This is a genomic window from Burkholderia sp. 22PA0099 (assembly GCF_047497165.1).
In the GTDB taxonomy this organism is placed as follows: Bacteria; Pseudomonadota; Gammaproteobacteria; order Burkholderiales; family Burkholderiaceae; genus Burkholderia.
The window spans coordinates 3564207-3580556 of sequence record NZ_CP163165.1; the positions used below are offsets into that span (position 1 = coordinate 3564207).

12 protein-coding genes are annotated in these 16350 nt (G+C 68.4%); 4 read left to right on the top strand and 8 right to left on the bottom strand.

Annotated elements, in window-relative coordinates:
- Positions 1 to 2 precede the first annotated feature (2 nt).
- The 8 genes from pdeM to AB4851_RS31225 all read right to left on the bottom strand — a co-directional run bounded on the left by pdeM (position 3) and on the right by AB4851_RS31225 (position 10933).
- Positions 3 to 665 carry a ligase-associated DNA damage response endonuclease PdeM gene (gene pdeM, locus AB4851_RS31190; RefSeq protein WP_414450155.1) on the bottom strand — a complete coding sequence of 221 codons (663 nt, stop codon included), beginning with the start codon at positions 663 to 665 and terminating at the stop codon, positions 3 to 5.
- The gene (locus AB4851_RS31195; protein WP_414450156.1) at positions 662 to 3613 is read right to left on the bottom strand and encodes a ligase-associated DNA damage response DEXH box helicase; all 2952 of its coding nucleotides are present in this window, start codon (positions 3611 to 3613) and stop codon (positions 662 to 664) included. Before AB4851_RS31195 ends, pdeM begins: the two co-directional genes overlap by 4 nt.
- Complete coding sequence (locus AB4851_RS31200) at positions 3610 to 5295, bottom strand: ATP-dependent DNA ligase (protein WP_414450157.1); 1686 nt, start codon at positions 5293 to 5295, stop codon at positions 3610 to 3612. Before AB4851_RS31200 ends, AB4851_RS31195 begins: the two co-directional genes overlap by 4 nt.
- Positions 5292 to 6458: a ligase-associated DNA damage response exonuclease gene (locus tag AB4851_RS31205; protein WP_414450158.1), complete on the bottom strand. Its 1167-nt coding sequence runs from the start codon at positions 6456 to 6458 to the stop codon at positions 5292 to 5294. The genes AB4851_RS31200 and AB4851_RS31205 overlap by 4 nt, the downstream gene beginning before the upstream one ends.
- 387 nt (positions 6459 to 6845) lie before the next feature.
- Positions 6846 to 7811: a hypothetical protein gene (locus tag AB4851_RS31210; protein ID WP_414450159.1), complete on the bottom strand. Its 966-nt coding sequence runs from the start codon at positions 7809 to 7811 to the stop codon at positions 6846 to 6848.
- A gap of 356 nt (positions 7812 to 8167) precedes the next feature.
- Entirely contained in the window at positions 8168 to 8899 is a 732-nt protein-coding gene (locus tag AB4851_RS31215; RefSeq protein ID WP_414451990.1) for a hypothetical protein, read from the bottom strand.
- A gap of 549 nt (positions 8900 to 9448) precedes the next feature.
- Positions 9449 to 9715: a hypothetical protein gene (locus tag AB4851_RS31220; RefSeq protein WP_414444200.1), complete on the bottom strand. Its 267-nt coding sequence runs from the start codon at positions 9713 to 9715 to the stop codon at positions 9449 to 9451.
- Between the two features lie 135 nt (positions 9716 to 9850).
- Positions 9851 to 10933, bottom strand: coding sequence for a substrate-binding domain-containing protein (locus tag AB4851_RS31225; protein ID WP_414444199.1), 1083 nt, complete (start codon positions 10931 to 10933; stop codon positions 9851 to 9853).
- Between the two features lie 128 nt (positions 10934 to 11061).
- Between AB4851_RS31225 and AB4851_RS31230 the strand changes: the two genes are divergently transcribed.
- Genes AB4851_RS31230 through AB4851_RS31245 form a run of 4 tightly spaced genes read left to right on the top strand, consistent with a single transcriptional unit; the run spans position 11062 to position 16337 of the window.
- Positions 11062 to 11532: an NAD(P)H-dependent oxidoreductase subunit E gene (locus AB4851_RS31230; protein ID WP_414444198.1), complete on the top strand. Its 471-nt coding sequence runs from the start codon at positions 11062 to 11064 to the stop codon at positions 11530 to 11532.
- Positions 11529 to 13106 carry a formate dehydrogenase beta subunit gene (locus AB4851_RS31235; RefSeq protein ID WP_414444197.1) on the top strand — a complete coding sequence of 526 codons (1578 nt, stop codon included), beginning with the start codon at positions 11529 to 11531 and terminating at the stop codon, positions 13104 to 13106. The genes AB4851_RS31230 and AB4851_RS31235 overlap by 4 nt, the downstream gene beginning before the upstream one ends.
- Before the next feature lie 14 nt (positions 13107 to 13120).
- Complete coding sequence (gene fdhF, locus AB4851_RS31240) at positions 13121 to 16069, top strand: formate dehydrogenase subunit alpha (RefSeq protein WP_414450160.1); 2949 nt, start codon at positions 13121 to 13123, stop codon at positions 16067 to 16069.
- 13 nt (positions 16070 to 16082) lie between these two features.
- Positions 16083 to 16337 (top strand): formate dehydrogenase subunit delta, encoded by a 255-nt coding sequence (locus AB4851_RS31245; RefSeq protein ID WP_414450161.1) that lies wholly within the window; start codon positions 16083 to 16085, stop codon positions 16335 to 16337.
- Positions 16338 to 16350 lie beyond the last annotated feature (13 nt).

Genomic DNA, 16350 nt, shown 5'->3' on the forward strand with positions numbered 1-16350 from the left:
CCTCAAGGCCCGACGCGAAACACGCGATCACCGCCGATCACGTAGAGCCGGTCGCGCGAGCGCGCCGTGCCGATGTCGTAGCCACCAGTAAACGCGCCGAACGCCGGCAGCACGCCGAGCCGCTCACCGAACCGGAAGCACGGCAGCCGCGCATGATCGCCGCGCCCCGACAGGCGCAGCATCGGGTGCTCATGGCCGGCCAGCGCATAGGCGCCATCGACTTCCTGCGGGTGATGGCACAGCGCCCACGGCCCGAGCCGATACGGGCCGGCCACCGTTTCCACCTCGAACTCCGCCGCGAGTTCGCCCGCGTGCCGGTCGTGATTGCCCTCCACCAGCACGAGCCGCAAGCCGCGATGCGCGCGCCGCCAGGCACGCAGCGGCGTCAGCATGTCGTCGGCATGCGATTCGCGCGCGTGCAGCAGATCGCCGAGAAACACGATCGTCTCGGGCAGATAGGTGGCGATCAGCCGATCGAGTCGCGCGAAGGTTTCGTTGGTCGAGCCGGCCGGCACCGGAATGCCGCGCGCGCGAAACACGGCGTCCTTGCCGAGATGCGCATCGGCCACGAACAGGCAGCCGCGCGCCGGATCGAACGCGGCCCGTTGCGCGGTCAGCACGAGCGCGTGGCCGTGCAGGTCGATGGTCAGCGCGTCGGCCTTCATGGCCCGCCTCCGCGTACGCCGCGCGAGGCGGCCTTTTCCAGATCGGCGAGCATCCGCGCGACGCGCTCGGCGAGCGTCTCGGTCGTCACCTTCTCGCGCAACCGCCCGACGATCAGCGGGAACGCGAACGGCGTCGGTTTCTTCGGTGTGCTCAACGCCAGCCGGCTCGCGCCCATCCGTTCGAGCGCGGCGCGCATCCGGCCCAGTTCGAGTTCCTGCACCCGCACCTCCTCGTCGGCCTGCGCGAGCAGCAGATTGCCGCTGTCGTGCTTGCGAAATACTTCGTAGAACAAACCGCTCGACGCCTGCAATTGCCGGGCGCTCTTCTGCTGCCCCGGATGCCCCTGGAACACCAGCCCCGAAACGCGCGCGATCTCGCGAAAACGCCGCGCCGACAGCTCCGACGCGTTCAGGCTCGCGAGGATGTCGTGCGCCAGGTCGTCGGTGGAGAACAGCCCGCCGTCGATCAGCGCGCGCCAGTCGAACGGCTGCGCGGACAGCAGCTCGAAGCCGTAATCGTTCATCGAGATCGAGAACGTGCTCGGCCGGTCGCGCGCGACGCGCCACGCGATCAGCGAACCGAGCCCGACATGCGCGGTGCGGCCGGCGAACGGATAGCAGAAGAAGTGATGGCCCTCGCGCGTGCGGATCGCTTCGGCCACCAGCACGCCCGGCGCGGGCAACGCCGACCAGTTCGCCTGCAATTCGAGCAGCGGTCGCACCGCGCGCATCTCCGGCTCGTCGTAGATGCCGTCGCCGGCACGGGCGAGCATCACGAGCGCCGCGTCGGCCAGTTCGGACGACAGCGGCATCCGGCTGCCGGCCCATTGCGGCAGCGCGCCGCGCGTGGACGTGGCGCGCTTCACGTAGGCGGTCATGTCGCGCACGCGCACCAGTTCGAGCGCGCGGCCGCCGAACATGAACATGTCGCCCGGCTTCAGCCGCGACACGAACGCTTCCTCCATCGCGCCGATCCGTCCGCCCGACAGGAACGCGACCTGCATCGTCGCGTTGCCGACGATCGTGCCGATGTTGTTGCGATGGCGGCGTACGAGTTCGTCGCGCGGCACGCGGTAGACGCCGTCGTCATCGGCCGCCACGCGGTGATAGTCGGGATATGCGCCGAGCGAGCCGCCGCCGCGCTCCACGAACGCGAGCGCCCAGTCGAACTCGGCGTCGCTCAGGTCGCGGTATGCGTAGGCGCTGCGCACCTCGGCCAGCATTGCGTCGCGCGTGAAGCCGCCGCCGATCGCCACCGTCACGAGATGCTGGACCAGCACGTCGAGCGGTTTCAGCGGCATCTCGCGCGCCTCGATGCGCCCCTCGCCGATCGCCTCGCGTGCGGCGGCGGCCTCGACCAGTTCGAGCGCGTGGGTCGGCACGATGGTCACGCGCGACGTGCGGCCCGGTGCGTGGCCCGAGCGGCCGGCGCGCTGCATGAGGCGCGCGACGCCCTTCGGCGAACCGACCTGGAACACCCGATCGACCGGCAGGAAATCGACGCCGAGATCGAGGCTCGACGTGCACACCACCGCCTTCAGCCGGCCCGCCTTCAGGCCGAGTTCGACCCAATCGCGCACCTGCCTGTCGAGCGAGCCGTGATGCAGCGCGATCAGCCCGGCCCAATCGGGCCGCTGTTCGAGCAGCGCCAGATACCAGAGTTCGGCCTGCGCGCGCGTGTTCGTGAACACCAGCGCGCTCGCGACCGCGTCGATCGCGTCGGCGACCGCGCCGACCTGGCGCGTGCCGAGATGGCCGCCCCACGGAAAGCGCTCGATGGTATCGGGGATCAGCGTATCGACCACCAGCCGCTTCGGCACCGCACCGCGCACCACCACGCGCGGCGTGCGCACCGGGTGCAGCAACGCGTCGCAGGCGAGCGGCAGGTTGCCGAGCGTCGCGGACAGCCCCCAGACCTGCAGCTCGGGCCGCCATGCGGCGAGCCGCGCGAGCGCGAGCTGGGTTTGCGTGCCGCGCTTGCCGCCGAGCAGTTCGTGCCATTCGTCGACCACCACCAGCCGCAGGTGCGCGAGCGTGTCGCGTGCGTTGGCGCGGCTCAGCAGCAGCGACAGGCTCTCGGGCGTGGTGACGAGCGCGGACGGCATGCGCCGGTCCTGCCGCGCGCGTTCGGCGGACGGCGTGTCGCCGGTGCGCAGGCCGACCGTCCAGGGCACCGACAGATCGATCACGGCGGCTTGCAACGCGCGGGCGCTGTCGGCCGCGAGCGCACGCATCGGCGTGATCCAGAGCACCGTGAGCGGCGCGGGCAGCGTGGCGCGGCGGGTGCCTGACGGGGTAGCCGAGTTGACCTTGGCAGCCGGGTTGCCGCCGAACGCGGCCAGCGCGCCGATCCAGACGGCCCACGTCTTGCCTGCGCCCGTCGTCGCATGCAACACGCCGCTCGCGCCGCGGGCGATCTCGCGCCAGATCTGGCGCTGGAAATCGAACGGCTCGCGGCGCTGCGCGGCGAACCACGCGGAGATGCGTTCGTCGATCGGCGTGGCGGCGCGTGCGGCATCGGGCGCGAACGGCGTTGGATGAAACGCTTCGGCGATGGCTGCGTCGTGCTGCGCCTGTGCAGCGCGCGTGCGCGGAATCGCGCGTGGACGCGGCGCGCCACGGCGGGGCGGCGTGATCGGTTCGGTCGGTTCGGTCGGTTCGGTCGGTTCGGTCGGTTCGGTCGGTTCGATCGGCTCGGTCGGCTCGATCGGCTCGATCGGCTCGGTCGGCTCGGTCGGCTCGGTCGGCTCGGTCGGCTCGGTCGGCTCGGTCGGCTTGCTCGGCTTGCTCGGCTTGCTCGGCTTGCTCGGCTTGCTCGGCTTGCTCGGCTTGCTCGGCTTGCTCGGCTTGCTCGGCTTGCTCGGCTTGCTCGGCTTGCTCGGCTTGCTCGGCTTGCTCGGCTCGGCAGCCCCGCTGCCCGGCTCGATACGCTCCTGAGCGTCGCTCATGCCGGCACCTCGTCGAGAAAGCCTTTCAGCATGTCGAGCGTATCGGCGTCATCGATCGATTTGTCGGTGCGCCAGCGCAACATGCGCGGAAACCGCACCGCAATGCCCGACTTGTGCCGCGGGCTCGCCTGAATGCCCTCGAAGCCGATCTCGAACACCAACGACGGCGTGACGCTGCGCACCGGACCGAATTTTTCGATGGTGGTGCGCCGCACGATCGCGTCGACCTGGCGCATCTCCTCGTCGGTCAGCCCCGAATAGGCCTTCGCGAACGGCACCAGCGTGCGCTGGCCGTCGGCCTCGTCCCACACCGCGAACGTGAAGTCGGTGTACAGGCTCGCGCGCCGGCCGTGGCCGCGTTGCGCGTAGAGCAGCACGGCGTCGATCGCGTACGGGTCCGTCTTCCATTTCCACCAGGTGCCCGACGCCTTGGTGCGCCCGACGCCGTAGCTCGACGCGCGCTCCTTCAGCATCAGCCCCTCGACGCCGCGCACGCGGCTTTCCTCGCGCAATGCGGCCAGCGCGGGCCAGTCGGGCGCGACGACTTGCGGCGAGAGGCGCAGCACGGCGTCGGCATCGGCGACACCGTCGGCCTTCGGTGCGGACAGCGCACGCGCCAGCGCCTCCAGTTGCGCGCGCCGCTCGACGAGCGGCGTGGTGCGCAGGTCGCGCCCGTTCAATTCGAGCAGATCGTAGGCGCGCAGCGCGGCCGGCGAATCGGCCAGGATGCGCTTGGTCAGCGTCTTGCGCGTGATGCGCGGTTGCAAGCGCGCGAATGGCAACGGCGTGGCCGCGCCCGGCTCCCACGCAAGGATCTCGCCGTCGATCACGGTGCCGTCGGGCAGCGCCTCGCCGAGCGCGACGAGTTCGGGGAAGCGTTCGGTGAGCAGATCCTCGCCGCGCGACCAGATCCACACGCGCCCCGCCCGCTTGACGAGCTGCGCGCGGATGCCATCCCATTTCCATTCGACGAGCCAATCGCCGATCGGGCCGAGCGTGGCGGGATCGGCCTGCAACGGATGCGCGAGGAAGAACGGATACGGCAGGCCGAGATCGCTTTCGTGCGGCGCGGCGGCGTCGCCCTCCTCGGCTTCGGGCGCGATCAGGCGCAGGTAGCGCGCGGCGTCGGGCGCCTGTCGCGAATCGGTCCAGCCGACCATGCGCTGCGCGATCCGCTTGTGATCGACGCCCGCCACCGCCGCGAGCGCACGCACCACGAGTTGCCGCGACACGCCGACGCGAAAGCCGCCGCCGATCAGCTTGGTCAGCAGGAAGCGCTCGTTCCAGTTCAGTTCGTCCCAGTAACCGACGAGGCGTGCGCGCAAGACATCCGGCTCGATGCCGCGCAGCGTCAGCACGCGCGTCTCGATCCATTGCGCGAGGCCGAGCGACGATTCGCGCGTGGCGGGCGGCAACACGTGCGCGATGGTTTCGGCCAGATCGCCGACGGCCTGATACGACTCCTCGAACAGCCAGTCGGACAGCCCGGCGCGCTCGCGTGCGCAGTCGGCGAGCAGGCGTGTCGGCACCGATTGGCGCGGCTTGCCGCCAGCCAGGAAATACGCGGCCCAAGCGGCGTCCTCGGGTGCGGCGGCCGAGAAATAGGCGACCAGCGCGTCGAGCTTGACGTGGGTGGAGGTGGTCGCGTCGAGCGCGGCGTAGAGCGTCGCGAAGCGTTTCATCGGCGGGGGCTCGGTGAAGGCGCGGCATGCTCGACGGGGGCGCCTTGCGAAGCGGATTTCGATACGCCTTGCGACTCGGGCTCCGAGTCGCTGCCGATCACGGACGCAGATTGCGACGGCAGCGGCTGCGAAGACAACTGTGCAGCCGCACCCTCCGCCTCGGCCGCCTCGTCGCCATACTCGGTCGAGAACGCGCCGGCCTCCAGCCCCTGCTCGTTGAGCCAGCGCACCATCGGCTCGATCTGGCCGTGCGTGACGATCACGCGCCCGGCTTGCGTCGCGCCGATCGCGTGCAGCAGCCCGGGCCAGTCGGCGTGATCGGACAGCACGAAGCCGCGATCGACGCCGCGCCGCCGCCGCGTGCCGCGCAACCGCATCCAGCCCGAGGCGAATGCGTCGCTGTAGTCGCCGAAGCGGCGCATCCACGCGCTGCCCTGCGCGGACGGCGGCGCGACGATCAGCGCGCCGCGAAACGCGGCCTTGTCGCGTGCGGGGATCTCGCTGACGAGCCGCGTGTCGGGCAAATCGACGCCCGCCTCCCGGTACGCACGGTTCAGCGGCTCGACCGCACCGTGGCAGAAGATCGGGCCGATGCCGCGATCGATGCCGGCCAGCACGCGCTGCGCCTTGCCGAACGCGTAGCAGAACAGCACCGAGGCGCGGCCTTCGGCGGCGTTATGGCGCCACCACGCGTCGATGCCCGCGAAGATCGCTGCGGCCGGCTCCCAGCGGTAGATCGGCAGGCCGAACGTCGATTCGGTGATGAACGTGTCGCAGCGCACCGGTTCGAACGGCGCGCAAGTCGGATCGGGCTCGATCTTGTAATCGCCGGACGCCACCCACACGCGCCCCGCCTGCTCGACACGCACCTGCGCCGAGCCGAGCACGTGGCCGGCCGGATGCAGCGACACGCGCGCGTCGCCGATCGTCAGCGTCTCGCCGTAGGGCAGCGCCTGCACGTCGATGTCGGGCAGTCGCGAGCGCAGCACGCCCACGCCCGGCTGCGCAGCCAGATAGCGGCGATGCCCGCTACGCGCGTGATCCGCATGCGCATGCGTGATGACGGCGCGTTCGACGGGCCGCCACGGGTCGATGTAGAAATCGCCGGCCGGGCAATACAGCCCCTCGGGGCGGGCGACGATCAGGTCGGAAGAGAGGTCCACGCGTCTCCAGGGTCGTCGGGGTGAAATCACATCGAGAACCAGCCAGATTCGTTCCCGCCAAAATCGGGCCGCCGGCTCGCGCCAGATCGGACGAAACGCCACGGCTGGCGGGCCTTGTCGCGCCTCGGCTTCACGCAGCGCACCGCCGCAAGGGGTGGGCGTGGGGCTGCGCGGGGCCGCATCGCGTGCCGGGGCCAGGCTCGCTCGCCGCTGCCGCCATCGCAACCGGCTCGACGTAAAAACCTACCATCGCTTCGGCCAATGCGCCGGGCGATGCCGCATATCGGATTCGCCGCCCCAAAACGATTTCACCCCGCCGGGCCGAACCCGACGGGGTGAAATCGTTGCGCTCGCCCGAGGCCGTTCGGCCCCGGGCAGTGATGAGGCTCAGGCGTTCGACATCACGATGTTGGCGGTCTTGCTGGTGTTGCCGGCGAGGCCCATCGAGGCTGCGTCGTCGGTCGAGTAGGCGTAGGCGTGGATCGCATCGCCGTCGCCCGCCTTGCCGCCGTCCGACATCGTGACGGTCATGTTGCTGGCGTTGCCGCCGAAGTCCTTGTTGCCGTCGACCTTGCTGATGTCGGGGTTGCCCGCCCCCGTGCCCTGGCCGTTGTCGGCGCCGCCGTCTTCGTACAGCACTTCGTTCGGCTTGGTGTTGCCGTTCGCGTCCGACGGCGAGATGCGCACGCCGATGTCGGCCGAGCTGGCCTTGAAGCTGCCCGTCTGGCCGGGCTGCAGCGTGATGGTGCCCTTGTTCTGGCCCTGGACCGAGTACGTGAACGACTCCGGCCGGTTCGTGTCGTTGGTGACGTTGAAGGTCTTGTCGTCGCCGGTGCCGGTGTTGACGACCTTGACCGAATCGGGGCTGACGCCGCTCGTCGCGGCGGCCTGCGGCACACCGCCTGCGTTGTTGCTGATGCCCGCGGCGCCCGGTGCCGCGCCCGACGAGCCTGACGAGCCTGACGAGCCGGTGCTGGCGTCGTCGGCCGCCGCGGCCGGCGTACCGTTCGACGATGCGGCCGCCGCCGAGGTGCCCGAACCGGCATCGGTCGACGGCGTGCCCGCGCCAGCGCTCGGCGTGGCCGCCGCGGCCGGTGCGCCGCCGCCCGTGGCGGCCGGTTGCTGTGCATCGAGTTGCGGCATCCCGCCGCCCGAACCACTCCCGGCGCCCGACGGGCTGCCGCCGACATTGTTGTCGTCACCGCTGCCGATGCGCGCGAGCAATTGATGGATCGCGTTCTCGAGTTGCTGGATCATCTGGATGATCTGGCTTTGCACCGACGAATTGGCGCCGCCCAACGAACCCAGGCCATTGCAACTGTTGGTGCTGGCGCTGTTGATCTCGAAAGACATATCGAACTCCGGAGCGTGGTATCGCCACGAGCCTACGACCAGCCCAAAAGGCGCGTCACCGGCCAGCGGAACCGATGTACGCCGAAGCGAAGCACCGCGCGAAAATTTCCGGAATGATGCAAGACATGCGGATTTTCCGCATCGGAACGAATGAATTCGTGACGAATTCATGTCGGAACGGTGCGAGTGGCGAGACGGAAAACCGGGAGGAACGGTGAGCAGCGCGGACATCGCGAGGCCTGCAACCCGGCCGGGAAAACCGGGCAGGCAAGCATGGCAAACGTCCGCATTGGCGAAAATGCACGGCCCACACAACCGATCGGAACAGCGACCGCCCCCGCCGCCGCTTCCTCGTGTCAGTTGCTGTCGTCCTGGGCGTTGGCGTCACCGGTCTGCGCGACCTTGGTCAAGACGCGCTTCTGATAGGCGTACCAGGACACCAAGCAAGCCTTGTCCCGGCAGTTCTTTTCGCGGAAATTCCACTGCTTGCGCGCACGCTCGGCAAACGCCGTCTTGTCCGTTACGGCGTCCTTCGCCTGCTGGTAGATCCCGGCGAGATCCCGATCGGACGCGGCAAGATCCGCGTCATGACACACGAGATACTCGGGAATCGATTTCGACTTCGAGCAATCGAAGCTCGTTTGCTGGAGCGAACCCGCGTCTGGCGTATCAGGGGCGGGCTGTGCCGGCGGTGCTTGTGAGATCACCGGCGTGGAGGCCTGCGCCGGTGCCGGGGCCGCGTTGACGGGCTGGGGCATCGTCGGAACCTGCTGGCCGAACGGCGTCAGTTGCCCCGCCATCGCGTCCTCGATCATTGCACCGATCAATGAATTCGGCGCCACCCGCAGCGTTTCGGTTTTAAAAACCGAATCACCCGAAATCAACTCGGACTTAGCGAAGTTACAAGGCGCCTGGCAGCTGACACGACTCGCCACGTTCGGATTGTCGTTGTCGAGAATCAGCACGACATAGTTGCCATTCTTCAAACCGACGTAACGCATCATGACGAGTGCCTTGGTGGCTTTGCCGGCGCGAATATCGTCTTCGCTTAAAGCCGGCTCATATCCATAGGTTCCATCCTGATTCACCGCGTAATTATGCGAAGGCGGCGCCGGTTGCACGACCGGCGCGGGCGCCGTGGAATCGGATACCGGGCCAGCACTCGCAACCGGGCTGGCAGCAGGCTGAGACGATCCGGCGGAAGGCGGGGGGCTTTTGTCACAGCCGGCAAGCAACATCGCGGCGAACAACGCTGCGACGGCAAATTGAATCGTTTTCATTGGTCTCTCACGGTTCGAGAATGTTATTTTCGCGGGTGCAAACGCTCGCCCATTGCGATTTTTCAAGCATCGCAATGATACCGAAAACGCCCGGACCAATAAATCGCTCATGGCTCGCCGCCGGCGCATCACGGGAATGATCTATTTAGAAACTGGAAATCGATACCCTATGCCACCCGATCGATTTATTCGTTCGCCACAGACGACAAATCGGGATGAAATGCGGATTATCGCGAACAGGAAGAGGGAAAGACTGAACAACGAGGAGATTCGCCGAGACGCGTCCAAACGGCGTCTCGACGCTGCGTGCAGCCAGGAACCTGGCCCGCGCGCATCAGAACCGGCACACCCGCCCGGTCAATTGTCCTGCGGGCACTGCAGGTTGCAGCCGTTCGGGTCGCCCATGTCGCCCTTCTTGCGCGCTTCCGTGCGCTTGCCCGACTGGTACTTCTTCGACGGCGCGGAGGCCGCGAACTGCATCTGCGGATGTTCGTTGAAATGAAACTGGTCGGTCAGGATGCCGCCCGGCACGCCGGGGGAATTCTGCGCGAAGGCGAGCGAGGCGACGGCGGACAGCACACCGGCCGTCACGGCGACGGCGGCGAGATTGGCGAGGAGTTTCATGACGTCTGGGCACCGGGTTGGCGGCGCGTGGGCTGGTGATCGTTGGCTAAATGAAAAATGTAGCGCAAATGGGCGCGGCGTGCACCGGCCGCGCCTGATTCTTGATTACCGGCGGTTTCGGCGCGCGGCCCGGGTTCAGACCGAAGTCGCACCCGACAGGCCGTCAGCCACCGACAACAGCGCGCCACAGGCGGCCGGGTCATAGCCGTCGAGGCGCGCGACCGTCTCGCGGTAAGGCTCGTCGCGCAGCAGCGACAGCGCATCGGCCAGCGGCGGCTCGCCGAGCCGGCCCTGCTCGCAGGCGAAGTAGTAATCCTCGTCCACCACCGGAATGAACGCGAGGCCGAAATGATGCGCGGCCGGCTCGACGCCGAAACCGAGATCGGCCATCCCGCTCGCGACGAAGGCCGCGATCGCCGAGTGGGTCAGTTCCGCCGACGCGTAGCCGTTGATCCGCTCCGGATCGACGCCGATCTCGCGCAGCGCCAGATCGAGCAGCATCCGCGTGCCGGAACCGGGCTGGCGGTTGACGAAGCGCACGTCGTCGCGCGCCAGGTCGGCCAGGCCCACCACGCCCTTCGGATTGCCGCGCGGGATGAACAAGCCCTGTTTGCGGCGCGTCAGATGAATCAGCACATGGCGCGAATCGTCGAGCCACGGCCGATAGATCTGCGCGCAGTTCTCGCGGAACATGCCGCGCGGCAGGTGAAAACCGGCCAGATCGCATTCGCCGCGCGCCAGCGCCTTCACGGCCTCGACGCTTTCGCGGTACTTGATGTCCACCTGCGCATGGCCGTCGACCAGCGACGAGACCAGCGCCGCCACCGCATAGCCATGCGAGGCGTGGATGCGCAGCGCCCCCGGGTGCTGGGTCAGCCGCCGGTTCAATTCGCTGGCCACCTCGGCCGCGAGCGCCCGCAAGTTCCCGCCCAGCCGCTCGCCCACCAACCGCTGCGCCCCGACCACGGCCGCGCCCAGCTCGGACAGCGTGGTGCCCTTGCCGCGTGCCGTTTCGATCAGCGCGCCGCCGACGCACGCTTCCAGCGCCCGCAGCAAACCCCAGGCGTGACGGTAGGACAGCCCCTTGGCCTCGGCCGCCTGGGCGATGCTGCCCGTGCTGGCCACCAGTTCCAGCAACGGCACCACGTCGGACAGGCTGGCGGTACGCCCCTCGCTGTCGCGCACGATCAGATGGGTGTCGCATTCGACTCGAATCATTTATGCAACCTCGTCTCTTATTGCGACCTGGATTCTAACGGCATATTGTCTTTCCCACCTGATCAAACAACAGCGCCAGTGCCCGGCCATATGAAACAGCCGAGCATATAGGACCTGGAGGAGCACGGATGTCCCCATCCCCCGTTTCAGCGGACGCGCTTGTCTCGCGACATGCGCGCGCCGGTCAATCCCTCGTCGCGATCCTGCACGCCATTCAGGATGAAGCCGGCTATGTGCCGGAAGGCTGCGTGCCGCTGCTCGCGAAAGCCCTGAACCTGTCGCGCGCCGAAGTTCACGGCGTGCTGACCTACTACCACCACTTCCGCACCACGCCGCCCGCGCGCGTGACGATCCAGCTGTGCCGCGCCGAAGCGTGTCGCAGCCTCGGCGGCGAAGCGCTGGTCGCGCACGCCCAGACGCGCACCGGCTGCCGCATCGACGGCGAGCATCACGGCGACGTCGCGCTCGAATCCGTCTATTGCCTCGGATTCTGCGCCCAATCGCCCGCCGCCATGATCAACGACGAACCGCACGCGCGCATGACGCCGGCGCGTTTCGACGCGCTGCTCGCCGAAGCCACCACGAAGGAGCCGGCATGAGCCAAGCCCCCGTCCGCATTTACGTGCCGCGCGATTCCGCCGCGCTGGCGATGGGCGCCGAGGCGCTGGCCCGTGCGATTGCCGCCGAAGCCGCCGCGCGCGGCGTGGCGATCGAACTGGTCCGCAACGGCTCGCGCGGCCTGCTCTGGCTCGAACCGCTCGTGGAAGTGGCGACCGAAGCGGGCCGCGTCGGCTACGCGAATCTATCGGCACGCGATGTGGGCTCGCTGTTCGACGCCGGCTGGCTCGAAGGCGGCGCGCATCCGTCGCACGTCGGCGTGGTCGACGACCTGCCCTACCTGAAGAAGCAACAACGCCTGACTTTCGCGCGCATCGGCATCACCGATCCCTTGTCGATCGACGATTACGTCGCGCACGGCGGCCTCGACGGCCTGCGTCGCGCGCTGACGCTCGACGGCGCGGCCGCCTGCGAGGAGCTGATCGAATCGGGCCTGCGCGGCCGTGGCGGCGCGGCGTTCCCGGCCGGCATCAAATGGCGCACGGTGCGTCAGGCCAAGGCGGCGCAGAAGTACATCGTCTGCAATGCCGACGAAGGCGATTCGGGCACGTTCTCGGACCGCCTCGTGATGGAAAGCGACCCGTACTGCCTGATCGAAGGGATGATCATCGCCGGCATCGTGACGGGTGCGACGCAGGGCCATATCTACGTGCGCAGCGAATACCCGCACGCGATCGCGGCGCTCGACGAAGCGATCGTGCGCGCCCGCGCGGCCGGCTGGCTCGGCGACAGCGTGCTCGGCTCGGGCCACGCGTTCGAGCTGGCCGTGGCCAAGGGCGCCGGCGCCTACGTGTGCGGCGAGGAAACCGCCCTGCTCGAATCGCTCGAAGGCAAACGCGGCGTGGTGCGCGCGAAGCCGCCGCTGCCCGCGTTGCAAGGCCTGCACGGCCAGCCGACCGTCATCAACAACGTCATCACGCTCGCCACCACGCCGATCATCTTCGCGCGCGGCGCGGCGTTCTACCGCGACTACGGCATGGGCCGTTCGCGCGGCACGTTGCCGTTCCAACTGGCCGGCAACATCCGCCAGGGCGGCCTCGTCGAGCTGGCGTTCGGCGTGACGCTGCGCGAGCTGCTGTTCGATTTCGGCGGCGGCACGGCCAGCGGCCGGCCGGCGCGCGCGGCCCAGGTGGGCGGCCCGCTCGGCACCTACCTGCCCGAGCATCAGTGGGATATCCCGCTCGACTACGAAGCCTATGCGGCAGTGGGCGCCGTGGTGGGTCACGGCGGCATCGTGCTGCACGACGACACCTCGAACCTGGCCGACCTCGCCCAATACGCGATGCAGTTCTGCGTCCACGAATCGTGCGGCAAGTGCACGCCGTGCCGGATCGGCTCGACGCGCGGCGTCGAAACGATCGCGCGAATCCGCAACGGCGATACGTCGGAGCGGCAGGTACGCCTGCTGCGCGACCTCTGCGACACGATGATGGCCGGCTCGCTGTGTGCGATGGGCGGCATGACGCCCTACCCGGTGATCTCGGCCCTCGATCACTTCCCCGAAGATTTCGGCCTCGCCGGCGCCGCGACCCCGGCCGCCAAGGCCGCGGCCTGACAGGAGACTCAACCATGTCCACCCAAGCATTCGATTCCTCCGCCCCCGTGGGCGGCTGCGGTTCCGGCAACTGCGCCTGCAAGAGCGCCGCTCAACGCCGCGACCCGTTCGACGATACCGACTACGGCACGCCGTTCCGGCACGCCGATACCGACATCACGCTCGAAATCGACGGCCAGGCCGTCACGGTGCCGGCCGGCACTTCGGTGATGCGCGCGGCGATCGAGGCCGGCGTGCACGTGCCGAAGCTGTGCGCCACCGATTCGCTCGAACCGTTCGGCTCGTGCCGGCTCTGCCTGGTCGAGATCGAAGGCCGCCGCGGCACCCCCGCGTCGTGCACCACGCCGGCCGAAGCCGGCATGAAGGTGCGCACGCAAAGCAACCGCCTGCAAGACCTGCGCCGCAACGTGATGGAGCTGTACATCTCCGATCACCCGCTCGACTGCCTGACCTGCCCCGCCAACGGCGACTGCGAACTGCAGGACATGGCCGGCGTGGTGGGCCTGCGCGAAGTGCGCTACGGCTTCGACGGCGACAACCACCTCAAGGCCAAGAAAGACGAGTCGAACCCGTACTTCAGCTACGACCCGTCGAAGTGCATCGTCTGCAACCGCTGCGTGCGCGCCTGCGAGGAAACCCAGGGCACGTTCGCGCTGACGATCTCGGGCCGCGGCTTCGAGTCGCGCGTGTCGGCGGGCGAAAGCCAGTCGTTCATGGAATCGGAGTGCGTGTCGTGCGGCGCCTGCGTGGCCGCCTGCCCGACCGCGACGCTGCAGGAAAAGAGCGTGACGTTCCTCGGCCAGGCCGAGCACTCGGTGGTGACGACCTGCGCCTATTGCGGCGTGGGCTGCTCGTTCAAGGCCGAGATGAAGGGCTCGCAGGTAGTGCGCATGACGCCGCACAAGAACGGCCTCGCCAACGAAGGCCACGCCTGCGTGAAGGGCCGCTTCGCCTGGGGTTACGCCACCCACAAGGACCGCATCACGAAACCGATGATCCGCGAGAAGATCACCGACCCGTGGCGCGAAGTGAGCTGGGACGAGGCGCTGAACTACGCGGCCTCGCAATTCCGCAAGCTGCAGGAAAAATACGGCCGCGATTCGATCGGCGGCATTACGTCGTCGCGCTGCACCAACGAGGAAACCTACCTCGTGCAGAAGCTGGTGCGCGCCGCGTTCGGCAACAACAACGTCGACACCTGCGCGCGCGTGTGCCACTCGCCAACCGGCTATGGCCTGAAGACGACGCTCGGCGAATCGGCCGGCACGCAGACCTTCGCCTCGGTCGCGAAGGCCGACGTGGTGGTGGTGATCGGCGCCAACCCGACCGACGGCCACCCGGTGTTCGGCTCGCGCCTGAAACGACGCATCCGCGAAGGCGCGAAGCTCGTGGTGATCGACCCGCGCCGCATCGACATCGTCGACAGCGCGCACATAAAGGCCCAGCATCACCTGCAACTGCGCCCCGGCACCAACGTCGCGATGATCAATTCGCTGGCGCACGTGATCGTTACCGAGCAACTGTTCGACGCCGCCTATATCGCCGAGCGCTGCGAGACGCGCGCGTTCGAGGATTGGCGCGCGTTCGCCGCCCGCGAGGAGAACTCGCCGGAAGCGAACGAGGCGATCACCGGCGTGCCGGCCGAGCAGGTGCGCATGGCCGCGCGGCTGTACGCCACGGGCGGCAACGCCGCGATCTACTACGGCCTCGGCGTGACCGAACACGCGCAAGGCTCGACGATGGTGATGGGCATCGCGAACCTCGCGATGGCCACCGGCAACGTGGGCCGCGAAGGCGTGGGCGTGAACCCGCTGCGCGGCCAGAACAACGTGCAGGGCTCGTGCGACATGGGCTCGTTCCCGCACGAGCTGCCCGGCTACCGCCATATCGGCGACGCCACCGTGCGCGCGCAGTTCGAGGCCGCCTGGTCGGCCACGCTGCAGCCCGAACCGGGCCTGCGCATCCCGAACATGTTCGAGGCCGCGCTCGACGGCAGCTTCAAGGGCCTGTACTGCCAGGGCGAGGACATCGTCCAGTCGGACCCGAACACGCAACACGTGGCCGCCGCGCTGTCGTCGATGGAATGCATCGTCGTGCAGGACATCTTCCTGAACGAAACCGCGAAGTACGCGCACGTGCTGCTGCCCGGCGCGACCTTCCTCGAAAAGGACGGCACGTTCACCAACGCCGAACGCCGCATCTCGCGCGTGCGCCGCGTGATGCCGCCGCTGGCCGGCTATGCCGACTGGGAAGTGACGCTGAAGCTGGCCCGCGCGCTCGGCTACGAGATGGACTATGCGCACCCGTCGGAAATCATGGACGAGATCGCCGCGCTCACGCCGACCTTCTCGGGCGTGTCGTACGAAAAGCTCGACCGGCTCGGCAGCATCCAGTGGCCGTGCAACGACGCGGCGCCAGAAGGCACGCCGACCATGCACATCGACAGTTTCGTGCGCGGCAAGGGCCGCTTCGTGATCACGCAGTTCGTGGCCTCGCCGGAAAAGGTCAACACCCGCTACCCGTTGATCCTGACCACCGGCCGGATCCTGTCGCAGTACAACGTGGGCGCGCAGACGCGCCGCACCGAGAACGTCCACTGGCACGACGAGGACCGGCTCGAAATTCACCCGCACGACGCCGAGGAACGCGGCATCCACACGGGCGACTGGGTCGGCATCGAATCGCGCTCGGGGCAGACGGTGCTGCGCGCGCTGGTGTCCGACCGGATGCAGCCGGGCGTGGTGTACACCACGTTCCACTTCCCGGAATCGGGTGCGAACGTGATCACGACCGACAGCTCGGACTGGGCGACCAACTGCCCCGAGTACAAGGTGACGGCGGTGCAGGTGTTGCCGGTCACGCAGCCCTCGGAATGGCAGCGCCAGTATTCGCGCTTCAATGCCGAGCAGATCGACCTGCTGCAACAGCGCGAAGCGGCCGTGCCGGCCGGCTCGGGCAAGTGAGGCGCCACGCACGATGAAAGTCGACAACCTGATCACGATGGCCAACCAGATCGGCACGTTCTTCGGTTCGATGCCCGATCGCCCCGAAGCCATCGACGGCATCGCCGATCACATCCGGCGCTTCTGGGAACCGCGCATGCGCCGCACGCTGCTCGCCACGCTCGACGAACCCGAGGGCGAAGCGTTCCTCTCGATCGAGCCGATCGTGCGCGAGGCGCTCGTCAAGCATCGCACCGCGCTCGAACCGGCGACCTCGCCGGCGGTGTGACGGATACCGGGCG